Annotated in this window: 23 protein-coding genes; 10 read left to right on the forward strand and 13 right to left on the reverse strand. The window is 56.1% G+C overall.

Going from position 1 to position 16,709, the window contains the following annotated elements; translation table 11 throughout:
• Positions 1–67 precede the first annotated feature (67 nt).
• Positions 68–787, forward strand: a complete 720-nt coding sequence (gene mtgA / locus QZH36_RS08025) for a monofunctional biosynthetic peptidoglycan transglycosylase (protein WP_301729949.1) — start codon at positions 68–70, stop codon at positions 785–787.
• A gap of 274 nt (positions 788–1,061) precedes the next feature.
• Here mtgA and npr read toward each other — a convergent pair whose 3' ends face one another.
• From npr to QZH36_RS08080, 11 genes are all read right to left on the reverse strand, one after another.
• Positions 1,062–1,334 carry a PTS phosphocarrier protein NPr gene (gene npr, locus QZH36_RS08030; RefSeq protein WP_125287082.1) on the reverse strand — a complete coding sequence of 91 codons (273 nt, stop codon included), beginning with the start codon at positions 1,332–1,334 and terminating at the stop codon, positions 1,062–1,064.
• Positions 1,331–2,185, reverse strand: coding sequence for an RNase adapter RapZ (gene rapZ / locus QZH36_RS08035; protein WP_125287083.1), 855 nt, complete (start codon positions 2,183–2,185; stop codon positions 1,331–1,333). The genes npr and rapZ overlap by 4 nt, the downstream gene beginning before the upstream one ends.
• Positions 2,186–2,274: 89 nt before the next feature.
• The gene (gene ptsN / locus QZH36_RS08040) at positions 2,275–2,757 is read right to left on the reverse strand and encodes a PTS IIA-like nitrogen regulatory protein PtsN (protein WP_199746329.1); all 483 of its coding nucleotides are present in this window, start codon (positions 2,755–2,757) and stop codon (positions 2,275–2,277) included.
• A 193-nt stretch (positions 2,758–2,950) separates the two neighbouring features.
• Positions 2,951–3,238 carry a ribosome hibernation promoting factor gene (hpf, locus tag QZH36_RS08045; protein WP_125287085.1) on the reverse strand — a complete coding sequence of 96 codons (288 nt, stop codon included), beginning with the start codon at positions 3,236–3,238 and terminating at the stop codon, positions 2,951–2,953.
• Between the two features lie 22 nt (positions 3,239–3,260).
• Positions 3,261–4,694: an RNA polymerase factor sigma-54 gene (gene rpoN / locus QZH36_RS08050; protein ID WP_253457865.1), complete on the reverse strand. Its 1,434-nt coding sequence runs from the start codon at positions 4,692–4,694 to the stop codon at positions 3,261–3,263.
• Positions 4,695–4,742: 48 nt separating this feature from the next.
• A complete protein-coding gene (gene lptB / locus QZH36_RS08055) occupies positions 4,743–5,468 on the reverse strand; it encodes an LPS export ABC transporter ATP-binding protein (protein ID WP_253457868.1) in 726 nt (241 codons plus the stop codon).
• A gap of 3 nt (positions 5,469–5,471) precedes the next feature.
• Entirely contained in the window at positions 5,472–6,014 is a 543-nt protein-coding gene (lptA, locus tag QZH36_RS08060; RefSeq protein ID WP_301729950.1) for a lipopolysaccharide ABC transporter substrate-binding protein LptA, read from the reverse strand.
• On the reverse strand, positions 5,986–6,558 hold the full coding sequence (gene lptC, locus QZH36_RS08065) for an LPS export ABC transporter periplasmic protein LptC (RefSeq protein WP_253457871.1): 573 nt from the start codon (positions 6,556–6,558) through the stop codon (positions 5,986–5,988). Before lptC ends, lptA begins: the two co-directional genes overlap by 29 nt.
• Entirely contained in the window at positions 6,555–7,118 is a 564-nt protein-coding gene (kdsC, locus tag QZH36_RS08070; RefSeq protein WP_253457874.1) for a 3-deoxy-manno-octulosonate-8-phosphatase KdsC, read from the reverse strand. The genes lptC and kdsC overlap by 4 nt, the downstream gene beginning before the upstream one ends.
• A gap of 13 nt (positions 7,119–7,131) precedes the next feature.
• Positions 7,132–8,118, reverse strand: coding sequence for an arabinose-5-phosphate isomerase KdsD (kdsD, locus tag QZH36_RS08075; RefSeq protein WP_253457877.1), 987 nt, complete (start codon positions 8,116–8,118; stop codon positions 7,132–7,134).
• Positions 8,119–8,132: 14 nt separating this feature from the next.
• Positions 8,133–9,113, reverse strand: coding sequence for a calcium/sodium antiporter (locus tag QZH36_RS08080; protein ID WP_301250723.1), 981 nt, complete (start codon positions 9,111–9,113; stop codon positions 8,133–8,135).
• Between the two features lie 233 nt (positions 9,114–9,346).
• Here QZH36_RS08080 and mlaF point away from each other — a divergent pair, with 233 nt between their 5' ends.
• The 7 genes from mlaF to murA all read left to right on the forward strand — a co-directional run bounded on the left by mlaF (position 9,347) and on the right by murA (position 14,143).
• The gene (mlaF, locus tag QZH36_RS08085) at positions 9,347–10,159 is read left to right on the forward strand and encodes a phospholipid ABC transporter ATP-binding protein MlaF (RefSeq protein ID WP_125287093.1); all 813 of its coding nucleotides are present in this window, start codon (positions 9,347–9,349) and stop codon (positions 10,157–10,159) included.
• Between the two features lie 4 nt (positions 10,160–10,163).
• Complete coding sequence (gene mlaE / locus QZH36_RS08090) at positions 10,164–10,946, forward strand: lipid asymmetry maintenance ABC transporter permease subunit MlaE (RefSeq protein WP_301729951.1); 783 nt, start codon at positions 10,164–10,166, stop codon at positions 10,944–10,946.
• Positions 10,947–10,950: 4 nt separating this feature from the next.
• Positions 10,951–11,490 (forward strand): outer membrane lipid asymmetry maintenance protein MlaD, encoded by a 540-nt coding sequence (gene mlaD, locus QZH36_RS08095; RefSeq protein ID WP_125287095.1) that lies wholly within the window; start codon positions 10,951–10,953, stop codon positions 11,488–11,490.
• Positions 11,491–11,501: 11 nt separating this feature from the next.
• Positions 11,502–12,137, forward strand: a complete 636-nt coding sequence (mlaC, locus tag QZH36_RS08100) for a phospholipid-binding protein MlaC (RefSeq protein WP_253457885.1) — start codon at positions 11,502–11,504, stop codon at positions 12,135–12,137.
• Positions 12,137–12,430: a lipid asymmetry maintenance protein MlaB gene (gene mlaB, locus QZH36_RS08105; protein WP_253457888.1), complete on the forward strand. Its 294-nt coding sequence runs from the start codon at positions 12,137–12,139 to the stop codon at positions 12,428–12,430. The genes mlaC and mlaB overlap by 1 nt, the downstream gene beginning before the upstream one ends.
• 125 nt (positions 12,431–12,555) lie before the next feature.
• On the forward strand, positions 12,556–12,810 hold the full coding sequence (gene ibaG / locus QZH36_RS08110) for a BolA family iron metabolism protein IbaG (RefSeq protein ID WP_125287098.1): 255 nt from the start codon (positions 12,556–12,558) through the stop codon (positions 12,808–12,810).
• Positions 12,811–12,880: 70 nt separating this feature from the next.
• Positions 12,881–14,143, forward strand: a complete 1,263-nt coding sequence (gene murA / locus QZH36_RS08115) for a UDP-N-acetylglucosamine 1-carboxyvinyltransferase (RefSeq protein ID WP_253457891.1) — start codon at positions 12,881–12,883, stop codon at positions 14,141–14,143.
• Between the two features lie 52 nt (positions 14,144–14,195).
• Here murA and QZH36_RS08120 read toward each other — a convergent pair whose 3' ends face one another.
• Together QZH36_RS08120 and ispB are read right to left on the reverse strand one after the other, a co-directional pair.
• The gene (locus QZH36_RS08120) at positions 14,196–14,456 is read right to left on the reverse strand and encodes a helix-turn-helix domain-containing protein (protein WP_253457894.1); all 261 of its coding nucleotides are present in this window, start codon (positions 14,454–14,456) and stop codon (positions 14,196–14,198) included.
• A gap of 295 nt (positions 14,457–14,751) precedes the next feature.
• Positions 14,752–15,723, reverse strand: coding sequence for an octaprenyl diphosphate synthase (gene ispB, locus QZH36_RS08125; RefSeq protein WP_253457897.1), 972 nt, complete (start codon positions 15,721–15,723; stop codon positions 14,752–14,754).
• 254 nt (positions 15,724–15,977) lie between these two features.
• Here ispB and rplU point away from each other — a divergent pair, with 254 nt between their 5' ends.
• Together rplU and rpmA are read left to right on the forward strand one after the other, a co-directional pair.
• Positions 15,978–16,289: a 50S ribosomal protein L21 gene (gene rplU, locus QZH36_RS08130; protein WP_125287102.1), complete on the forward strand. Its 312-nt coding sequence runs from the start codon at positions 15,978–15,980 to the stop codon at positions 16,287–16,289.
• A 15-nt stretch (positions 16,290–16,304) separates the two neighbouring features.
• Positions 16,305–16,562, forward strand: coding sequence for a 50S ribosomal protein L27 (gene rpmA, locus QZH36_RS08135; protein ID WP_012666719.1), 258 nt, complete (start codon positions 16,305–16,307; stop codon positions 16,560–16,562).
• Positions 16,563–16,709 lie beyond the last annotated feature (147 nt).

Below are 16,709 nucleotides of genomic sequence, written 5' to 3' on the forward strand. Positions count from 1 at the left end.
GCTTTTTTACATTGTACGAACGGGTTCCTGTTACAGGAATTCATAAGATCATTATGGATAAATGTTAATGAAGCAGCGCAAAAAAACCAGCGGACAGCGGCTAAAAACCTGGGCGTTACGAGTGACGATCGGCCTGGCCGGGATCGCGATCGCCGGGATCCTACTTTTTTCTTTTTTGCCCGTCCCTTTCTCTGCCGTGATGGCAGAAAGGCAGATTGGCGCCTGGCTGAGCGGCGATTTCCGTTATGTCGCGCATTCAGACTGGGTAGAGATGAAAAATATCTCTCCCTGGATGCCGCTGGCGGTTATCGCCTCAGAGGATCAAAAATTTCCCGACCACTGGGGATTTGACGTACAGGCGATCCAGTCGGTGCTGGATGGTGAAGAGACCCGCATGCGCGGCGCTTCTACGCTATCGCAGCAGACCGCAAAGAACGTTTTTTTATGGGACGGGCGCAGCTGGATACGTAAGGGACTGGAAGCGGGCCTGACGGTTGCGATCGAAACCGTGTGGACAAAACGGCGCATTTTGACGGTCTATCTGAACGTAGCGGAGTTCGGCGAGGGCGTATTTGGCGTGGAAGCGGCATCGCAACGCTATTTTCATAAGCCCGCCAGTCGCCTGACAATGGCGGAAGCGGCATTGCTGGCGGCCGTGTTGCCGAACCCGATCCGTTTTCGCGCCGACGCGCCGTCGGCCTATGTGCGCCAGCGGCAGCAGTGGATCTTACGCCAGATGCGCCAGCTGGGCGGAGAAGGTTTTCTGAACGCGCATAAGCTACGCTGACAGAAAGGTAGCCTGAAAGAAATAACCATGCTCAGGGGCGCATAAGTGTGTGCAGAGCATCACGAGCAAGGACAGCGCTCAGGGGAGTAATAAGCCATGCCAAGAGGAAAAGGTACGCTGTGGAGAAAGCACCGTGCTTAGAGGTGCATAAGTGTGTGCAGAGCATCACGAGCAAGGACAGCGCTCAGGGGCGTAATAAGCGCCGCCGAGAGGAACGGTACGCTTGAGGGTCAAGAACCGCGCTCTGGGGCGCTGAGCGCGTCTGAGCGGCTGATTAATCCTCGTCGAAGCCAGCGTTAAAGAGTTCGATCACCGCCGCCAGCGCTTTTTCTTCTTCCGGCCCGCTGGCTTCAATCTCAATCTGTCCGCCTTTCGCCGAATCCAGCATCAGCAGTGCAATAACGCTGCTGGCTTCCGCTTCCGTGCCGCTCTCGTTGCGCAGCAGCACCTCGGCATCAAAGCTTTGCACCAGTTCAAACAGCTTCATCGCCGGTCTGGCGTGCATACCCAGCTTGTTTTTGATCTCAACCACTTGTTTGACGGTCATGATTTGCGCTTTTCCAGAGTACGATGACGGGACTGCACGTTCTTGCCGCGCGAGCGGAAATAGTCAGCAAGCTGTTCGGCAATATAAACCGAGCGATGCTTGCCGCCGGTACAGCCAATCGCCACGGTAAGATAGCTGCGGTTGTTGGTTTCCAGCATCGGTAGCCAGAGTTCAAGATAGCTGCGCGTCTGATAGATAAAATTGTGCACTTCGGTATGACGATCCAGGAAAGCGGCCACCGGACGATCCAGCCCCGTCATCGGCCGCAGTTTCGGATCCCAGTGCGGGTTCGGCAGAAAGCGGACGTCGAACACGTAATCGGCATCGATCGGAATACCGTGCTTGAAGCCGAAGGATTCAAACACCATCGTCAGTTCACGTTCCCGCTTGCCTAACAGGCGCGTGCGCAGCATTTCGGCCAGCTCGTGCACCGACATCTCCGAGGTATCGACGATCAGATCCGCACGCGAGCGCAGCGGCTCCAGCAGATCGCTCTCTTCATCGATGGCGCTTTCCAGCGAAAGATTTTTACTGGAAAGCGGATGCAGGCGTCGGGTATCGCTGTAGCGCCGGATCAGCGTATTGCGATCGGCATCCAGGAACAGCAGCTGCGGCGAAAAGCTGTCGGGCAGGCCGGTCAGCGCTTTCTCAAAGATTTCCGGCGACTCTGGCATATTGCGCACGTCGATACTGACGGCCGCCGAGATGTTACGATCCGCCAGTGACCTGGCCAGCTCCGGCAGCAGCACCACGGGCAGATTATCCACGCAGTAGAAGCCCATATCCTCCAGCGCCCTCAACGCGACGGACTTACCGGAACCAGAACGCCCGCTGACGATCATCAGCACCATGACTTATTCTCCTGATTTGAAGCCTTTCCAAAGGGACGGGGAACTTCCCTGTGCATACGCTCGGGCCGACAGACCGGCCCACTAAAGGCTTAAGAGGCGGCTTGTGGTTCCTCTGCCATGATAGCAAACAGCTCTTCATCGCTTTGCGCAGCGCGCAGTCGGCGGCAGACCGTTTTATCGGCCAGACGTTTTGCGACCAGCGAGAGCGTGTGCAGATGCGTTTTACACTGATCGGCAGGCACCAGCAGGGCGAAAAGCAGATCGACCGGTTGATTATCGATAGCGTCGAAGGCTACCGGCTGATCGAGACGGATAAACACGCCTACCGCGCGCAGCGTATCTTCCACCAGCTTGCCGTGTGGGATCGCGATGCCGTTACCTATGCCGGTACTGCCCATACGTTCACGCGTCAGGATCGCTTCAAAGATCGTCTGATGCGGCAGATTAAGCTGTTTGGCCGCCAGCTCGCTGATAATCTCCAGCGCCCGCTTTTTGCTCTGGCAGTGCACGCCGTTGCGGGTACAGGAAAGGCTCAGGACCGAGCTCAGTTCCAGTGTCAGGTCATTGTTCATCATAGGTTCACTTAGGTATTCACTTCCGCCTGGCAAAACGGCGCTGCCCGATCGTTCGGCAGGCCATCAGTCGAATGCATTATGCCCGTTGATTAACGGCCCGCCTTCTGCAATCAGAAGACGAGCCGGTTAGTTTACACCACATTCTTATCAGATAAGGGTGGCGAAAAAATAATCAATGCTGCAAGGGTAATTAATGCTGCTTCAGCTTGTCTTTATGTTTATTCAGCTGGCGTGTCAGCTTGTCAATCAGGCCGTCAATCGCCGCATACATATCTTTTTCTTCCGAGGTGGCGTGCAACTCACCACCGCTGACGTGCAGCGTCGCATCGGCGACCTGCGTCACCTTTTCCACCTTCAGCACAATATAAACCTGCCCGATACGGTCAGTGTATTGCTCCAGCTTGGCGAATTTAGCCACCACGAATTCACGTAAAGGCTCGGTAATTTCAACATTCTGCCCGGTAATATTGAGTTGCATAAGCTCTTCCTTATCTGTTCGTTCAGACCAGCTGCTTGCGCTGATTTGAGGGCGGGATGGATAAAGACTCTCGGTACTTCGCGACGGTGCGGCGGGCCACGATGATCCCCTGGTCGGAGAGCAGGGTGGTCAGCTTGCTGTCGCTAAGAGGCTTGGCGGGATTCTCCGCCGAGATCAATTTCTTCACCAGCGCGCGAATGGCCGTGGAAGAGGCTTCGCCGCCGCTTTCGGTGTTCACGTGACTGGAGAAGAAATATTTCAGTTCAAAAATACCGCGTGGGCTGTGCAGGTATTTTTGCGTGGTAACGCGTGAAATCGTCGATTCGTGCATCTCTACGGCGGAGGCGATATCCGCCAGCACCATAGGACGCATAAATTCTTCACCCTGCTCGAAGAAAGCCTGCTGCTGGTCGACGATGCAGCGCGTGACCTTCAGTAGCGTATCGTTGCGGCTCTCCAGACTTTTTATCAGCCAGCGGGCTTCCTGCAAATTGCTGCGAATAAACTGGCTGTCGCTGTCGCTGCGAGAGCTGCCGCCCAGCGAAGCATAGTGCTGGTTAATCTTCAGGCGCGGCACGCTGTCGGCATTCAGTTCCACCACCCAGCGGGCGCCGATTTTACGCACCAGCACGTCCGGGATGACATATTCCGGTTCGCTGGTATTAATCGACTGACCGGGACGCGGGTCAAGTGACTGGATCAGCTGCATGGCGTTTTTCAGCACGTCCTCTTTCAGCCGCGTGACGCGCATCAGGCTGCGGAAGTCGTGGTTAGCCAGCAGATCCAGATGGTCGCTGACAATAAGCCTGGCCTCTTTCAGCCAGGGCGTGTCATCCACGAACTGCGACAGCTGCACCAGCAGGCAGTCGCGCAGATCGCGTGCGCAGACGCCGATCGGATCGAACCGCTGAACGCGCTTCAGTACCGCTTCGACTTCTTCCGCAGAAAGCTCTTCGTTGCCGATACTCTCCTGGATCTCCTGAAGAGAAACGGTCAGATAGCCGGTCGGATCCACGGCGTCGACAATGGCGGTGGCGATGGCGCGATCGGTATCGGTAAAAGGCGTCAGCTCTACCTGCCACATCAGGTAGTCCTGCAACGACTGGGTGGTTTCGCCCTGATAAACAGGCAGCTCGTCGTCGTGGTAGTCGGTGCCGGTGCCCGACGGCGTGCCGGCGGTGTAGATTTCGTCCCAGGTGGCGTCGAGCGGCAGCTCTTCCGGCATATCTTTTTGTTCCAGCGCCTCGCGGGTATCCAGCGCCTCTTTTTCCTGATATTCGCGGCTGTCGACTTCTTCGTGAAGATCGGTTTGTTCAAGCAGCGGGTTGCTTTCCAGCGCCAGCTGAATTTCCTGCTGGAGTTCAAGCGTAGAGAGTTGCAGCAGACGTATCGCCTGCTGCAGTTGTGGCGTCATGGCAAGCTGTTGGCTAAGCCTGAGCTGCAAACCTTGCTTCATATTCAGGATACTTATTCCTTAAAAATCTTGACCGGTCTGAACACCTTATCAGAGTCTGAACTCTTCGCCCAAATAGACGCGCTTAACTTGTTCATCCTGGAGGATTTGCTCAGGCGAGCCGTGAGCGATCAGGTGTCCCTGACTGACGATATAGGCTCGTTCGCAGACGGCCAGCGTTTCACGGACGTTGTGATCGGTGATAAGCACGCCCAGGCCGCTGTCGCGCAGGTGTTCGATAATCTTTTTGATATCGATAACCGAAATCGGATCGACGCCTGCGAAAGGCTCATCCAGCAGGATGAATTTAGGGTTCGCCGCCAGCGCGCGGGCGATCTCTACGCGACGGCGTTCACCGCCGGAAAGCGCCTGACCCATGCTGTCGCGCAGGTGCGCGATATGGAACTCTTCCATCAGCTCGTTGGCGCGATCGGTTCGCTGTTCCGCCGTTAAATCTTCACGGATTTGCAGCACCGCCATCAGGTTGTCGTACACGCTCAGGCGGCGGAAAATAGAGGCTTCCTGCGGCAGATAGCCGATGCCCCGACGCGCGCGCGCGTGCAGCGGCAGAATACTGATATCTTCATCGTCGATAACGATGCGGCCCGCGTCGCGCGGCACAATGCCCACCACCATATAAAACGTGGTGGTCTTACCGGCGCCGTTCGGGCCCAGCAGGCCGACGATCTCACCGGATTTTACCTCCAGGCTGACATCTTCCACCACGCGTCGGCCTTTGTAGGCCTTCGCCAGATTTTGCGCAATTAAAGTCGCCATGGCTTAGTTACTCTTCTTGGGGGAGGAGGCGTTTTTATCCTGCAGCTGCGAAGGCACCAGCACGGTAGTGACGCGCTTGCCGGTATTGCCATAGGCCTGCATTTTCTGCTCTTTCACCAGATAGGTGATGCGATCGCCTTTGACGTTGCTGTCCAGCTGCTCCAGATAAGCGCTGCCCGTCAGCTCGACGAAGTCCTTCGCCAGCTCGTAGTGCATTTTCTGCGCATGGCCTTTAACGGGCTTGCCGTTGTCCTGCATCTGATAAAACGTCGCCAGATTGCCCCAGGCATCCACGATGGTTTTGTTGCTGTCGCCGTTCGGACGCGTGACCACAACCTTATCCGCGGTGATTTTGATCGAGCCTTGGGTCACGATGACGTTGCCGGTAAAGGTCGCCACGTTGCCCTGCATATCCAGCGCCTGATTTTCGGAGTCCACGTTGACCGGCTTATCCGAATCGCCCGTCAGGGCAAGAGCGGGCAGGCTGGCAGTCAGCAGCAGGCCGAGCGTCAAAAACTTAAGGTTGGTTCGCATTCTGAATTTCATAGGAGGTTTTGACCTTTTCAATCAACTCGGCGGTTTTCTTCCGTAAATTGCCACGCATCTTCATGCCGCTAGAGCTGAAGCTGTTGCCGTATAAGGTTACCCGATCTTCTGAGGTAACGTCCTGCGTGACAAGGTTCACTACGGCGTTATCGGTTTTAATTCGTTGTAGCTGGGCGTCCTGGGCCAGACTGTTGACCTCGACGTGGCCGTAAAGATAGAGCATACGGTCATTGGTTAGTTTGGCCTTGTCTGCCCGTACCGACCAGGTGGGCACTTTGTTTTCGTCATAGGTGGTCATGACCGGATTATCGAACCAGCTTACCGCGTCGGCGGAAAAGTAGGTTACTTTCTCGGACACCAGCTTGTAGCTCAGTCCACCTTCCGGGTTATACACCACCGTATTGGACGACTGGCTCGTATAGGTCGGCTCCAGCGCGTTGCTGGCCGCGGGCGCAGGCTTATCCGTATCGGCCAGGTTCCAGCCAATCAGCACGATCGCTACCAGCGCCAGCAGGAGCGTAATCCAACGCCTTGTTTTACTCATACAGACTGCCCTTTGGCCTTATCAAACTTATCCTGCGCGATTAGGATCAGATCGCAAATTTCACGTACGGCGCCGCGTCCGCCCGCGAGGCGGGTAACGTAGTCGGCACGAGGAAGCAGCACGGGATGCGCATCGGCTACGGTCACGCTCAGGCCGACTTCCGCCATTACCGGCCAGTCAATCAGGTCATCGCCAATGTAGGCGACCTGCTCCGGCATCAGCGACAGTTTATCCAGAAGTTCGCGGAAGGCCAAAAGCTTATCCGACTGGCCCTGGTAAAGATGCGTAATGCCCAGCGTGGCGCAGCGATCTTCCAGCAGCTTTGCCTTGCGACCGGTGATAATAGCGACTTCCACGTCCGAGGTCAGCAGGCAGCGAATGCCGTAGCCGTCCCGCACGTTGAAGGCTTTTAGCTCCTCGCCGTTATTGCCCTGGTAAATCACACCGTCGGACATCACGCCATCTACGTCACAAATCAACAGCTTAATTTCACGCGCGCGGGCCATCACGGTCTCGCTCACGTCGCCATAACAGGTACTTATCCAGCTTGCGCCAGCCATTTTTTATTCCTTGTTAAACCACGCCGGCACGCAGCATGTCGTGCATATGCACTACGCCAAGCAGCCGATCGCCGTCGGCTACCATTAAAACGGTAATATTACGGCTCTGCATCAGATTCAGGGCATCGACCGCCAGCGTATGGGGCCGCACTCGTACGCCGCCCGAGGTCATAACGCTGGCGATACTGGCATGTTGAATATCAATGCCCATATCAAAGACGCGTCGCAGATCGCCATCGGTGAAAATCCCTTCGATCTTCATCAAATCGTCACAGATTACCGTCATACCTAAATTCTTACGGGTGATTTCCAGCAGGGCGTCACGCAGCGAGGCGTCACGGCCGACGCGAGGAATTTCATCGCCGCTATGCATAATATCGTCAACGGTCAGCAGCAGCTTGCGGCCCAGTGCGCCACCCGGATGGGAGAGGGCGAAATCCTCAGCCGTAAAGCCGCGCGCCTTCAGCAGCGCTACCGCCAGCGCGTCGCCCATCACCAGCGTTGCCGTGGTGCTGGTGGTCGGCGCCAGCCCCAGCGGACAGGCTTCCTGCGGTACTTTAACACAGAGATGGATATCTGCCGCGCGGCCCATCGCGCTGTCGGGACGGCCGGTCATACAGATAAGCGAGACGCGCAGCCGCTTCAGCACCGGGATCAGCGCCAGGATCTCGGAGGATTCGCCGGAGTTGGAAATGGCGATAACAATATCGCCCGAGCTGACCATGCCAAGATCGCCGTGGCTGGCCTCTGCCGGATGCACGAAAAACGCCGGGGTGCCGGTGCTGGCGAAGGTGGCCGCCATCTTTTTGCCGATGTGGCCCGATTTCCCCATGCCCATCACCACCACTTTGCCGTGGCAGTTGTAAATTTGCTTACAGGCTTCGGTAAAGTCTTCGTTAATGTACCGATCGAGCTGTTCCAGTCCCTGACGTTCAATCGTCAGAACATCTTTCCCCGCCTGCTGAAAATCAAAGTCGGGCCGTAGAGTAACAGGTGACATAGGTTCTAATCCTTTTACCAAAAGGTGGCCGAAGGAAGCCAGTAGAGTAACGCGACCCAGGCAACAAAGCCTGTCAGCAGCAGCGCGCCCGCCACTCTGCCGATACAGCGGCTACGGCGCAGGCAGATAAGCGTAAACAGCGCGCTGACGCCCAGCATGATCCAGTAGTCGCGGGCAAAAGCATGCATATCCACCGCGCCCGGATGCAGCAGCGCCGGAATGCCAAGTACAATGGCAATATTGTAGATGTTAGAGCCGATCAGATTGCCGATGGCGATATCATCTTCGCCTTTCAGCGCGCCGGCAATCACCGTAGCCAGCTCCGGCAGGCTGGTGCCGACAGCGATCACCGTCAGGCCGATCACCAGTTGGCTGACGCCAAAAAAATTGGCGATAACCGTTGCGTTGTCGATAACCATACGGGTCGACATCGGTAAAATAATCAGCGCCACGCCCAGCCAGAGAAACGCCACCGTGTTGCCTGTATCGTCACGCGGCAGTTCGGCAAGCTGTTCGCGCGTCAGCGAATCCGTATCGCCACGCTCCGCTTTGCGGGCAATGTTGATAATAAACAACAGGTAGCCTGCCGCAAAGGCAATCAGGATCAGGCCGTCATTGCGGCTTAGCATATTATCAAACAGCAGCAGGCCGCTGATTAATGTAATCAGCAGCATCAACGGCAGCTCGCGCGCCAGCAGCCTGGAATACAGCCTTAAGGGATGCAGCAGCGCCGCGCCGCCGAGGATCAGCAGAATATTGGTGATATTGGAGCCGACCGCCGTGCCAACCGCTAAATCCATCTGGCCGTGCAGGGAAGCGGAGAAAGAGACGATCAGTTCAGGCAGCGAGGTGCCTATGCTGACCACGGTCATGCCGATAATCAGCGGAGGAACGCCAATTGCGCGGCACAGGATAGCCGCGCTGAACACCAGACGATCTGCACCATATACCAGCAGGACCAGGCCGATAATCAATAGTGCGGTAGCTACAAGCATGAAATGTCCTTTGATCGGGTATAATCGTCGGCTTGCCTTGCACGACGAGCAAAACGGGCCGGTAAAATGGCCGCGAACGCGCTGATTTTGACGGTCTGAAAGCAAAAAGTAAAACTTATGCCAACTTTCGCTACGTCAGACGGATAAGTTTCTGTAAAAGTGTCCAGTTCCGCTGGTTATACGTTACCATCGGTAGAGGATGAAATGCCTGGAAAAGAGGATAAGAGGTCACAATGAGCCAGACGGAGACGAATTTGGTGGACGTTCGGGGCGTCAGCTTCGCTCGCGGCGATCGCCCGGTTTTCGATAACATCTCGCTTACGGTGCCGAAAGGGAAAGTCACAGCCATTATGGGCCCTTCAGGCATTGGTAAAACCACGCTGCTGCGTCTGATCGGCGGTCAGCTGCGTCCCGATGCCGGCGAAATCTGGTTTAACGGGGAAAATATCCCCGCGCTTTCGCGCTCGCGTCTCTACGAAGCGCGTAAAAAAATGAGCATGTTATTTCAGTCCGGCGCGTTGTTTACCGATCTGACGGTGTTTGACAACGTCGCCTGGCCGCTGCGCGAACATACGCAGCTGCCGCCCGCGCTGCTGCACAGCACGGTGATGATGAAGCTGGAAGCCGTCGGCCTGCGCGGCGCGGCTCAGCTAAAGCCTTCCGAGCTGTCCGGCGGCATGGCGCGGCGCGCGGCGCTGGCCAGAGCTATCGCGCTGGAGCCGGATCTGATTATGTTCGACGAACCTTTCGTCGGGCAGGACCCGATCACCATGGGCGTGCTGGTCAAGCTGATTGACGAGCTGAACCACTCGCTGGGCATGACCTGCATTGTGGTTTCACACGACGTGCCGGAAGTGCTGAGCATTGCCGACTACGCCTACATTATCGCCGGACAGAAAGTTATCGCTCAGGGAACGGCCAGCGCGCTGCATGAAAATGAAGATGCCCGGGTTCGCCAGTTTATCGACGGCATCGCCGACGGCCCGGTTCCTTTTCGTTTTCCCGCAGGCGACTATCTGCAGGATCTAACCGGCTCAGGGAGTTAATCTGATGTTACTACGTGCACTGGCGTCCGTCGGACGTCAGGGGATCAATATTTGCGCCTCGTTTGGCCGCGCCGGGCTGATGCTTTTTCACGCGCTGATAGGCATTCCCCGCTTCCGCAAACATGCGCCGCTGGTGATCAAGCAGCTGTACAGCATTGGCGTGCTGTCGCTGCTGATTATCGTGGTTTCCGGCCTGTTTATCGGCATGGTGCTGGGTTTGCAGGGCTACCTGGTGCTGAATACCTACGGGGCCGACAGCAGCCTGGGGATGCTGGTGGCGCTGTCGCTGCTGCGCGAACTGGGGCCGGTCGTCACGGCGCTGCTGTTTGCCGGCAGGGCAGGCTCGGCGCTTACGGCGGAAATCGGTCTGATGAAGGCGACCGAGCAGCTCTCCAGCATGGAGATGATGGCGGTCGATCCGCTGCGCAGGATTATCTCTCCTCGCTTCTGGGCCGGTTTTATCAGTGTGCCGCTGCTGACGCTGATTTTCGTCGCGGTAGGTATTCTGGGCGGCGCTATCGTGGGCGTCAGCTGGAAAGGCATCGACGGCGGCTTTTTCTGGTCGGCGATGCAAAACGCCGTGGATATCCGTACCGATATCGTCAACTGCGTGATCAAAAGCGCCGTTTTCGCCTTTACCGTCACCTGGATTGCCCTGTTTAACGGCTACGATGCCGTGCCGACTTCTGAAGGCATTAGCCGGGCGACGACGCGTACTGTAGTACATGCTTCTCTGGCTGTGCTCGGTTTGGATTTTGTGCTGACAGCACTGATGTTTGGGAACTGATTCGATGCAAACGAAAAAAAGCGAAATTTGGGTAGGGGTCTTTTTACTGCTGGCGCTTTGCGCGGCGCTGTTTCTCTGCCTGCGCGTGGCGGATCTGAAATCCCTGGGCAGCGAACCCACCTGGCGGCTCTACGCTACCTTTGACAATATCGGCGGGCTGAAAAGCGGTTCGCCGGTGAAAATCGGCGGCGTGGTGATTGGCCGCGTGACGGATATCGGCCTGGATGAGAAAACCTATCTGCCGCGCGTCTCGATGGATATCGAAGACAAATATAATCAGCTGCCGGATACCAGCTCGCTGGCGGTCAGAACCTCTGGCCTGCTGGGCGAACAGTATCTGGCGCTCAACGTCGGTTTTGACGATCCGGAGATGGGAACGGCTATGCTTAAGGATGGCAGCACCATTCAGGACACCAAGTCGGCAATGGTGCTGGAAGATCTGATAGGCCAGTTCCTGTATAAGAGCGGCAACGGTAACGAGAGTAAAAACGCGGCGCCGGAGAACGGCGGCGAGCCTGCCCCGGCCGCAGCGACTAACCCTTAAGAGGAGCAGTAATGTTTAAACGTTTCCTGATGGTGGCCATGTTAATCATCGCCCCGGTCGCGGCTAACGCTGCCGCCGACCAGACCAACCCTTACAAGCTGATGAACGAGGCGGCGGAGAAAACCTTTACCCGTCTTAAAAACGAGCAGCCTAAAATCAAGCAGGATCCCAACTACCTGCGCCAAATCGTGCGTGAAGAGCTGCTGCCCTATGTGCAGATTAAATATGCCGGCGCGTTAGTGCTGGGACGTTACTACAAAGAAGCGACGCCTGCCCAGCGCGAAGCCTATTTCAAAGCCTTTAGCGACTACCTGGCGCAGGCTTACGGCCAGGCGCTGGCGCTCTACCACGGTCAGACTTACCAGATCGCACCTGAGCAGCCCTATGGCGATGCCAATATTATTGCCATCCGCGTCTCCATCATCGATCCTAACGGCCGCCCGCCGGTTCGCCTGGACTTCCAGTGGCGTAAGAACAGCCGCACCGGCGACTGGCAGGCCTACGATATGATCGCGGAAGGCGTCAGCATGATCTCCACCAAGCAGAACGAGTGGGCGGGCATTCTGCGTCAGAAAGGCGTCGACGGCCTGACTGACGTGCTGAAAAACGCGGCCAGCCAGCCGATTACGCTGGACAAGCAGCAGTAATGGATCAGCTTAACTGGCGCATCGAGGGCAACCGCCTGCATCTGGCGGGCGAGCTGGAGCGGGAAACGCTGGCCGCACTGTGGCAGCAGCGCGAAACGGTCATGAAACAGATTGATACCATTGATGTCTCCGCGCTGGACAGAGTCGATTCAGCCGGGCTGGCGCTGCTGGTGCACCTGCGTCAGATCGCGCTGGGGCAGGGGAAAGCGCCGGGATTTACCGGTATTACCGACAAACTGCGTTCGCTGATCGCGCTGTATAATCTGCAGCAGTTTATTACCGCCGAACGCTGACGGCCCGCGCCCGTTCCTGATGAAAAAGCCTCTGCACACGCGGAGGCTTTTTTGCCTGTTTAAGATAGCTCCGCTTTCCACTACTATGTAGGCCTGTTTATCCTCAACCGAATTTAGAAAATCCCATGGAAACTAGTGAAATCCAATCCGTGCTGATGGCCGCGCTGCCGCTGCAGGAAGCCATTGTAACCGGCGACGGCAGCCACTTTCAGGTGATCGCCGTAGGCGAGATGTTTGGTGAACTGAGCCGCGTGAAAAAGCAGCAGGCGATTTACGCGCCGCTGGCGGCCTATCTTGCCGACAACCGTATTCACGCGCTGTCCATCAAAACCTATACGCCGGAAGAATGGGCACGTGACCGTAAGCTGAACGGTTTTTAAGTCGCCGTTTTCATCGCTTCGGGCGGTGAAGCGGCCGTACTCTATTGCTGATTAATTGAGAGCAGGTTTAATGGATAAATTTCGTGTGCAGGGCCCGACCCGTTTAAGCGGGGAAGTGACCATTTCCGGTGCTAAAAACGCTGCGCTGCCGATTCTTTTCGCTGCTCTGCTGGCGTCCGATCCCGTAGAAATTCAGAATGTCCCGAAGCTTAAGGACATCGATACTACCATGAAGCTGTTGAGCCAGCTGGGCGTAAAAGCGGAGCGTAACGGCTCGGTGCACCTGGATGCCAGCAACGTCAATATTTTTTGCGCGCCTTACGATTTGGTAAAGACCATGCGCGCTTCGATTTGGGCGCTTGGCCCGCTGGTGGCGCGTTTCGGTCAGGGGCAGGTTTCTCTGCCTGGCGGCTGCGCTATCGGCGCGCGTCCTGTCGATCTGCACATTACCGGCCTTGAGCAGCTGGGTGCCGAGATCAAGCTGGAAGAAGGCTATGTTAAAGCGTCCGTCGACGGCCGCCTGAAAGGCGCGCACATCGTGATGGATAAGGTCAGCGTAGGCGCAACCGTCACCATCATGAGCGCCGCCACGCTGGCTACCGGCACCACCGTGATTGAAAACGCCGCCCGCGAGCCGGAAATCGTCGATACGGCGAACTTCCTGAATACGCTGGGCGCGAAAATCACCGGTGCCGGCAGCGATCGCATTACTATCGAAGGCGTTGAGCGCCTGGGCGGCGGCGTTTATCGCGTATTGCCGGATCGTATTGAAACCGGCACCTTCTTGATCGCCGCCGCGATTTCCGGCGGTAAAGTTGTCTGCCGCGACACGCAGCCGGCTACGCTGGACGCGGTGCTGGCCAAGCTGCGTGAAGCGGGAGCAGATATCGAAACCGGCGAGGACTGGATCAGTCTGGATATGCACGGCAAGCGGCCAAAAGCGGTCAACTTCCGCACCGCGCCGCATCCTGGCTTCCCAACCGATATGCAGGCGCAGTTCAGCCTGCTGAATCTGGTGGCGGAAGGCACGGGCGTGATCACCGAAACCATCTTCGAAAACCGCTTTATGCACATACCGGAGCTGATCCGTATGGGCGCGCATGCGGAAATTGAAAGTAATACGGCGATCTGCCACGGCGTGGAGAAACTGTCCGGCGCTCAGGTCATGGCCACCGATCTGCGCGCTTCCGCAAGCCTGGTGCTGGCTGGCTGCATCGCGGAAGGCACCACGATTGTGGATCGTATTTACCATATCGATCGCGGTTATGAGCACATCGAAGACAAGCTGAAAGCGTTAGGCGCTAATATCGAGCGCGTAAGCGGCGACGAATAACGCCGTTTGAAGCTGACTGGCAACGGGGCGGTAGAAATCTACCGCCTTTTCTTTATGAGCGAATAAGCTTTTTACGGTCGAGCAGGGCATGGGTGACAGGATCGTAATAGCGGCTGGGCCAGATCTCGGCCGGATGGATGTTCAGGGCATTGGCGATAATCCATTCGCCTTTAGGCCACGGCCTGAACAGCGCGTTAGCAAGCGTGGACGAGCTTAATCCGGCCTCTCGTGATACCTCGGCCAGCGTGGTGCCTTTCTTTTTCAGACCTGCAATAATATCCGCGTTATGCCAGTCCGCTTTCTTCTCTAGCATCTGCTTTTTCCTCCATGGACGCATCGCTATTTCTGGAAACATCAGGACGCAACATTGCCGTCTCTACGGCAGGGATTGCGAACATGATGTGAATATTTAAGGCGTTAGCCTTTAAATATCGCAGTCAGATTTATAACAATAATCGCTAAGATATTTCCAATAAAATTTAAGCAGCGTTTTGTTTTTGAGGCGTAATGCGCAAAAGTTACGTAACAGCGTGATGCATTACATTACAAAAAGGGATCCAGGAGGCGTTGTACAGAAGGGAAAAAGCGCGGCTGACCGCGCTCAGGGATTAAAATTCGCGCTGCACCGACATATGCGCCAGCGCTTCCAGCGCGCTGCGCCACGGCGATTCCGGTAGGGCATTCAGACAGGCGATGGCCTTGTCTGCTTCGCGTTCTGCCGATTCCCGTGTCCAGGCCAGCGAGCCGCACTGTTGCATGGTTTCCAGTACGGGTTCCAGCAGATGGCGACCGTTACCTTGCTCAATCGCGCTGCGGATCATCGCTGCCTGCTCCGGCGTGCCGTTACGCATGGCGTGCAGCAGCGGTAAGGTTGGTTTGCCTTCGCTAAGGTCGTCACCAACGTTTTTACCCAGCGTTTTACCGTCGGCGCTGTAATCAAGAAGATCGTCGATAAGCTGGAAAGCGGTGCCGATATAGCGGCCATAATCCTGCAACGCCTTTTCCTGCTCCGGCGTGGCCTCGGCCAGGATAGCGGAAGATTGGGCGGCGGCTTCAAACAGGCGAGCAGTTTTACTGTAGATCACCCGCATATAGCTCTCTTCGGTAATATCGGGATCGTTACAGTTCATCAGCTGCAGCACTTCGCCTTCCGCTATCACGTTAACCGCTTCCGACATCAGCTCCAGCACGCGCAGCGAACCAATGCTGGTCATCATCTGAAAAGCGCGCGTGTAGATAAAATCGCCGACCAGCACGCTGGCCGCATTGCCGAAAGCAGCGTTGGCGGTGGCTTTGCCGCGGCGCATATCCGATTCGTCCACCACGTCATCGTGCAGAAGGGTGGCAGTGTGAATGAATTCTATCAGGGCTGCTACGGTAACATGTTGTTTACCGGAGTAATTCAGCGCGCGCGCGGCCAAAACGGCGATCGTTGGGCGGATGCGTTTGCCTCCACCGCTGATGATGTAGTAACCCAGCTGATTGATGAGGGAAACCTCAGAATTCAACTGCTCGAGTATGGTTGCATTGACGTCCGCCATGTCCTGCGCGGTGAGTTCGTTTATCTGTTCTAAGTTCATCAGTCTTTTCAGCTATTGCCCACTTTGCGGCTATGATAAGCGTCTTTACCCGTGCCTGCGGCATGTAATGTATAACAGATTGTACTTGAAAATGGCGACTGTGAAACATTTGGCTGTGCTTTGCGTTTTTTTTCTGCAATACCCGCTACCTGGCACTTGTCATCGCGTGCGAAGTTGCGTAGAATTCGCGCCCTATTGTGAATATTTATAGCGCAGCCTGAACTCAAGACGGCAAGCGCGAGAGCGGAGTTTATATGTACGCGGTTTTCCAAAGTGGTGGTAAACAACACCGAGTGAGCGAAGGTCAGACCGTTCGCCTGGAAAAGCTGGACATCGCAACCGGCGAAACGATTGAATTCGACCAGGTTCTGATGATTGCCAACGGCGAAGAAGTAACGATCGGCGCACCTTTAGTTTCAGGCGGCGTGATCAAAGCAGAAATTATTGCTCACGGTCGTGGCGACAAAATTAAGATTGTTAAGTTTCGTCGTCGTAAACACTACCGTAAGCAGCAGGGTCACCGTCAGTGGTTCACTGATGTGAAGATCACTGGCATCAGCGCCTAAGAGGAGATCTGACAAATGGCACATAAAAAGGCTGGCGGTTCCACTCGAAATGGCCGCGATTCCAACGCAAAACGCCTGGGCGTTAAGCGTTTCGGTGGCGAAAGCGTTCTGGCAGGTAGCATCATCGTTCGTCAGCGTGGCACCAAATTCCACGCGGGCACCAACGTAGGCTGCGGCCGTGACCACACCCTGTTTGCTACGGCAAACGGCAAGGTCCTGTTTGAAGTGAAAGGCCCGAACAACCGTAAATACATCAGCATCGTTGCTGAGTAAGGTTTTCGTGCCTGAAGGCGGTACCTGATACCGCTTTCAGCAGCGAATCAAAAAGCCCCGCTATGATTGCGGGGCTTTTTACATTCTGCATCTGGCGCGCCAATCAGGTTGCCAGTAAAACCCTTTGCTGTACACTTTGTATTCAGC

This window comes from Erwinia wuhanensis (genome assembly GCF_030484085.1).
In the GTDB taxonomy this organism is placed as follows: Bacteria; Pseudomonadota; Gammaproteobacteria; order Enterobacterales; family Enterobacteriaceae; genus Erwinia; species Erwinia aeris.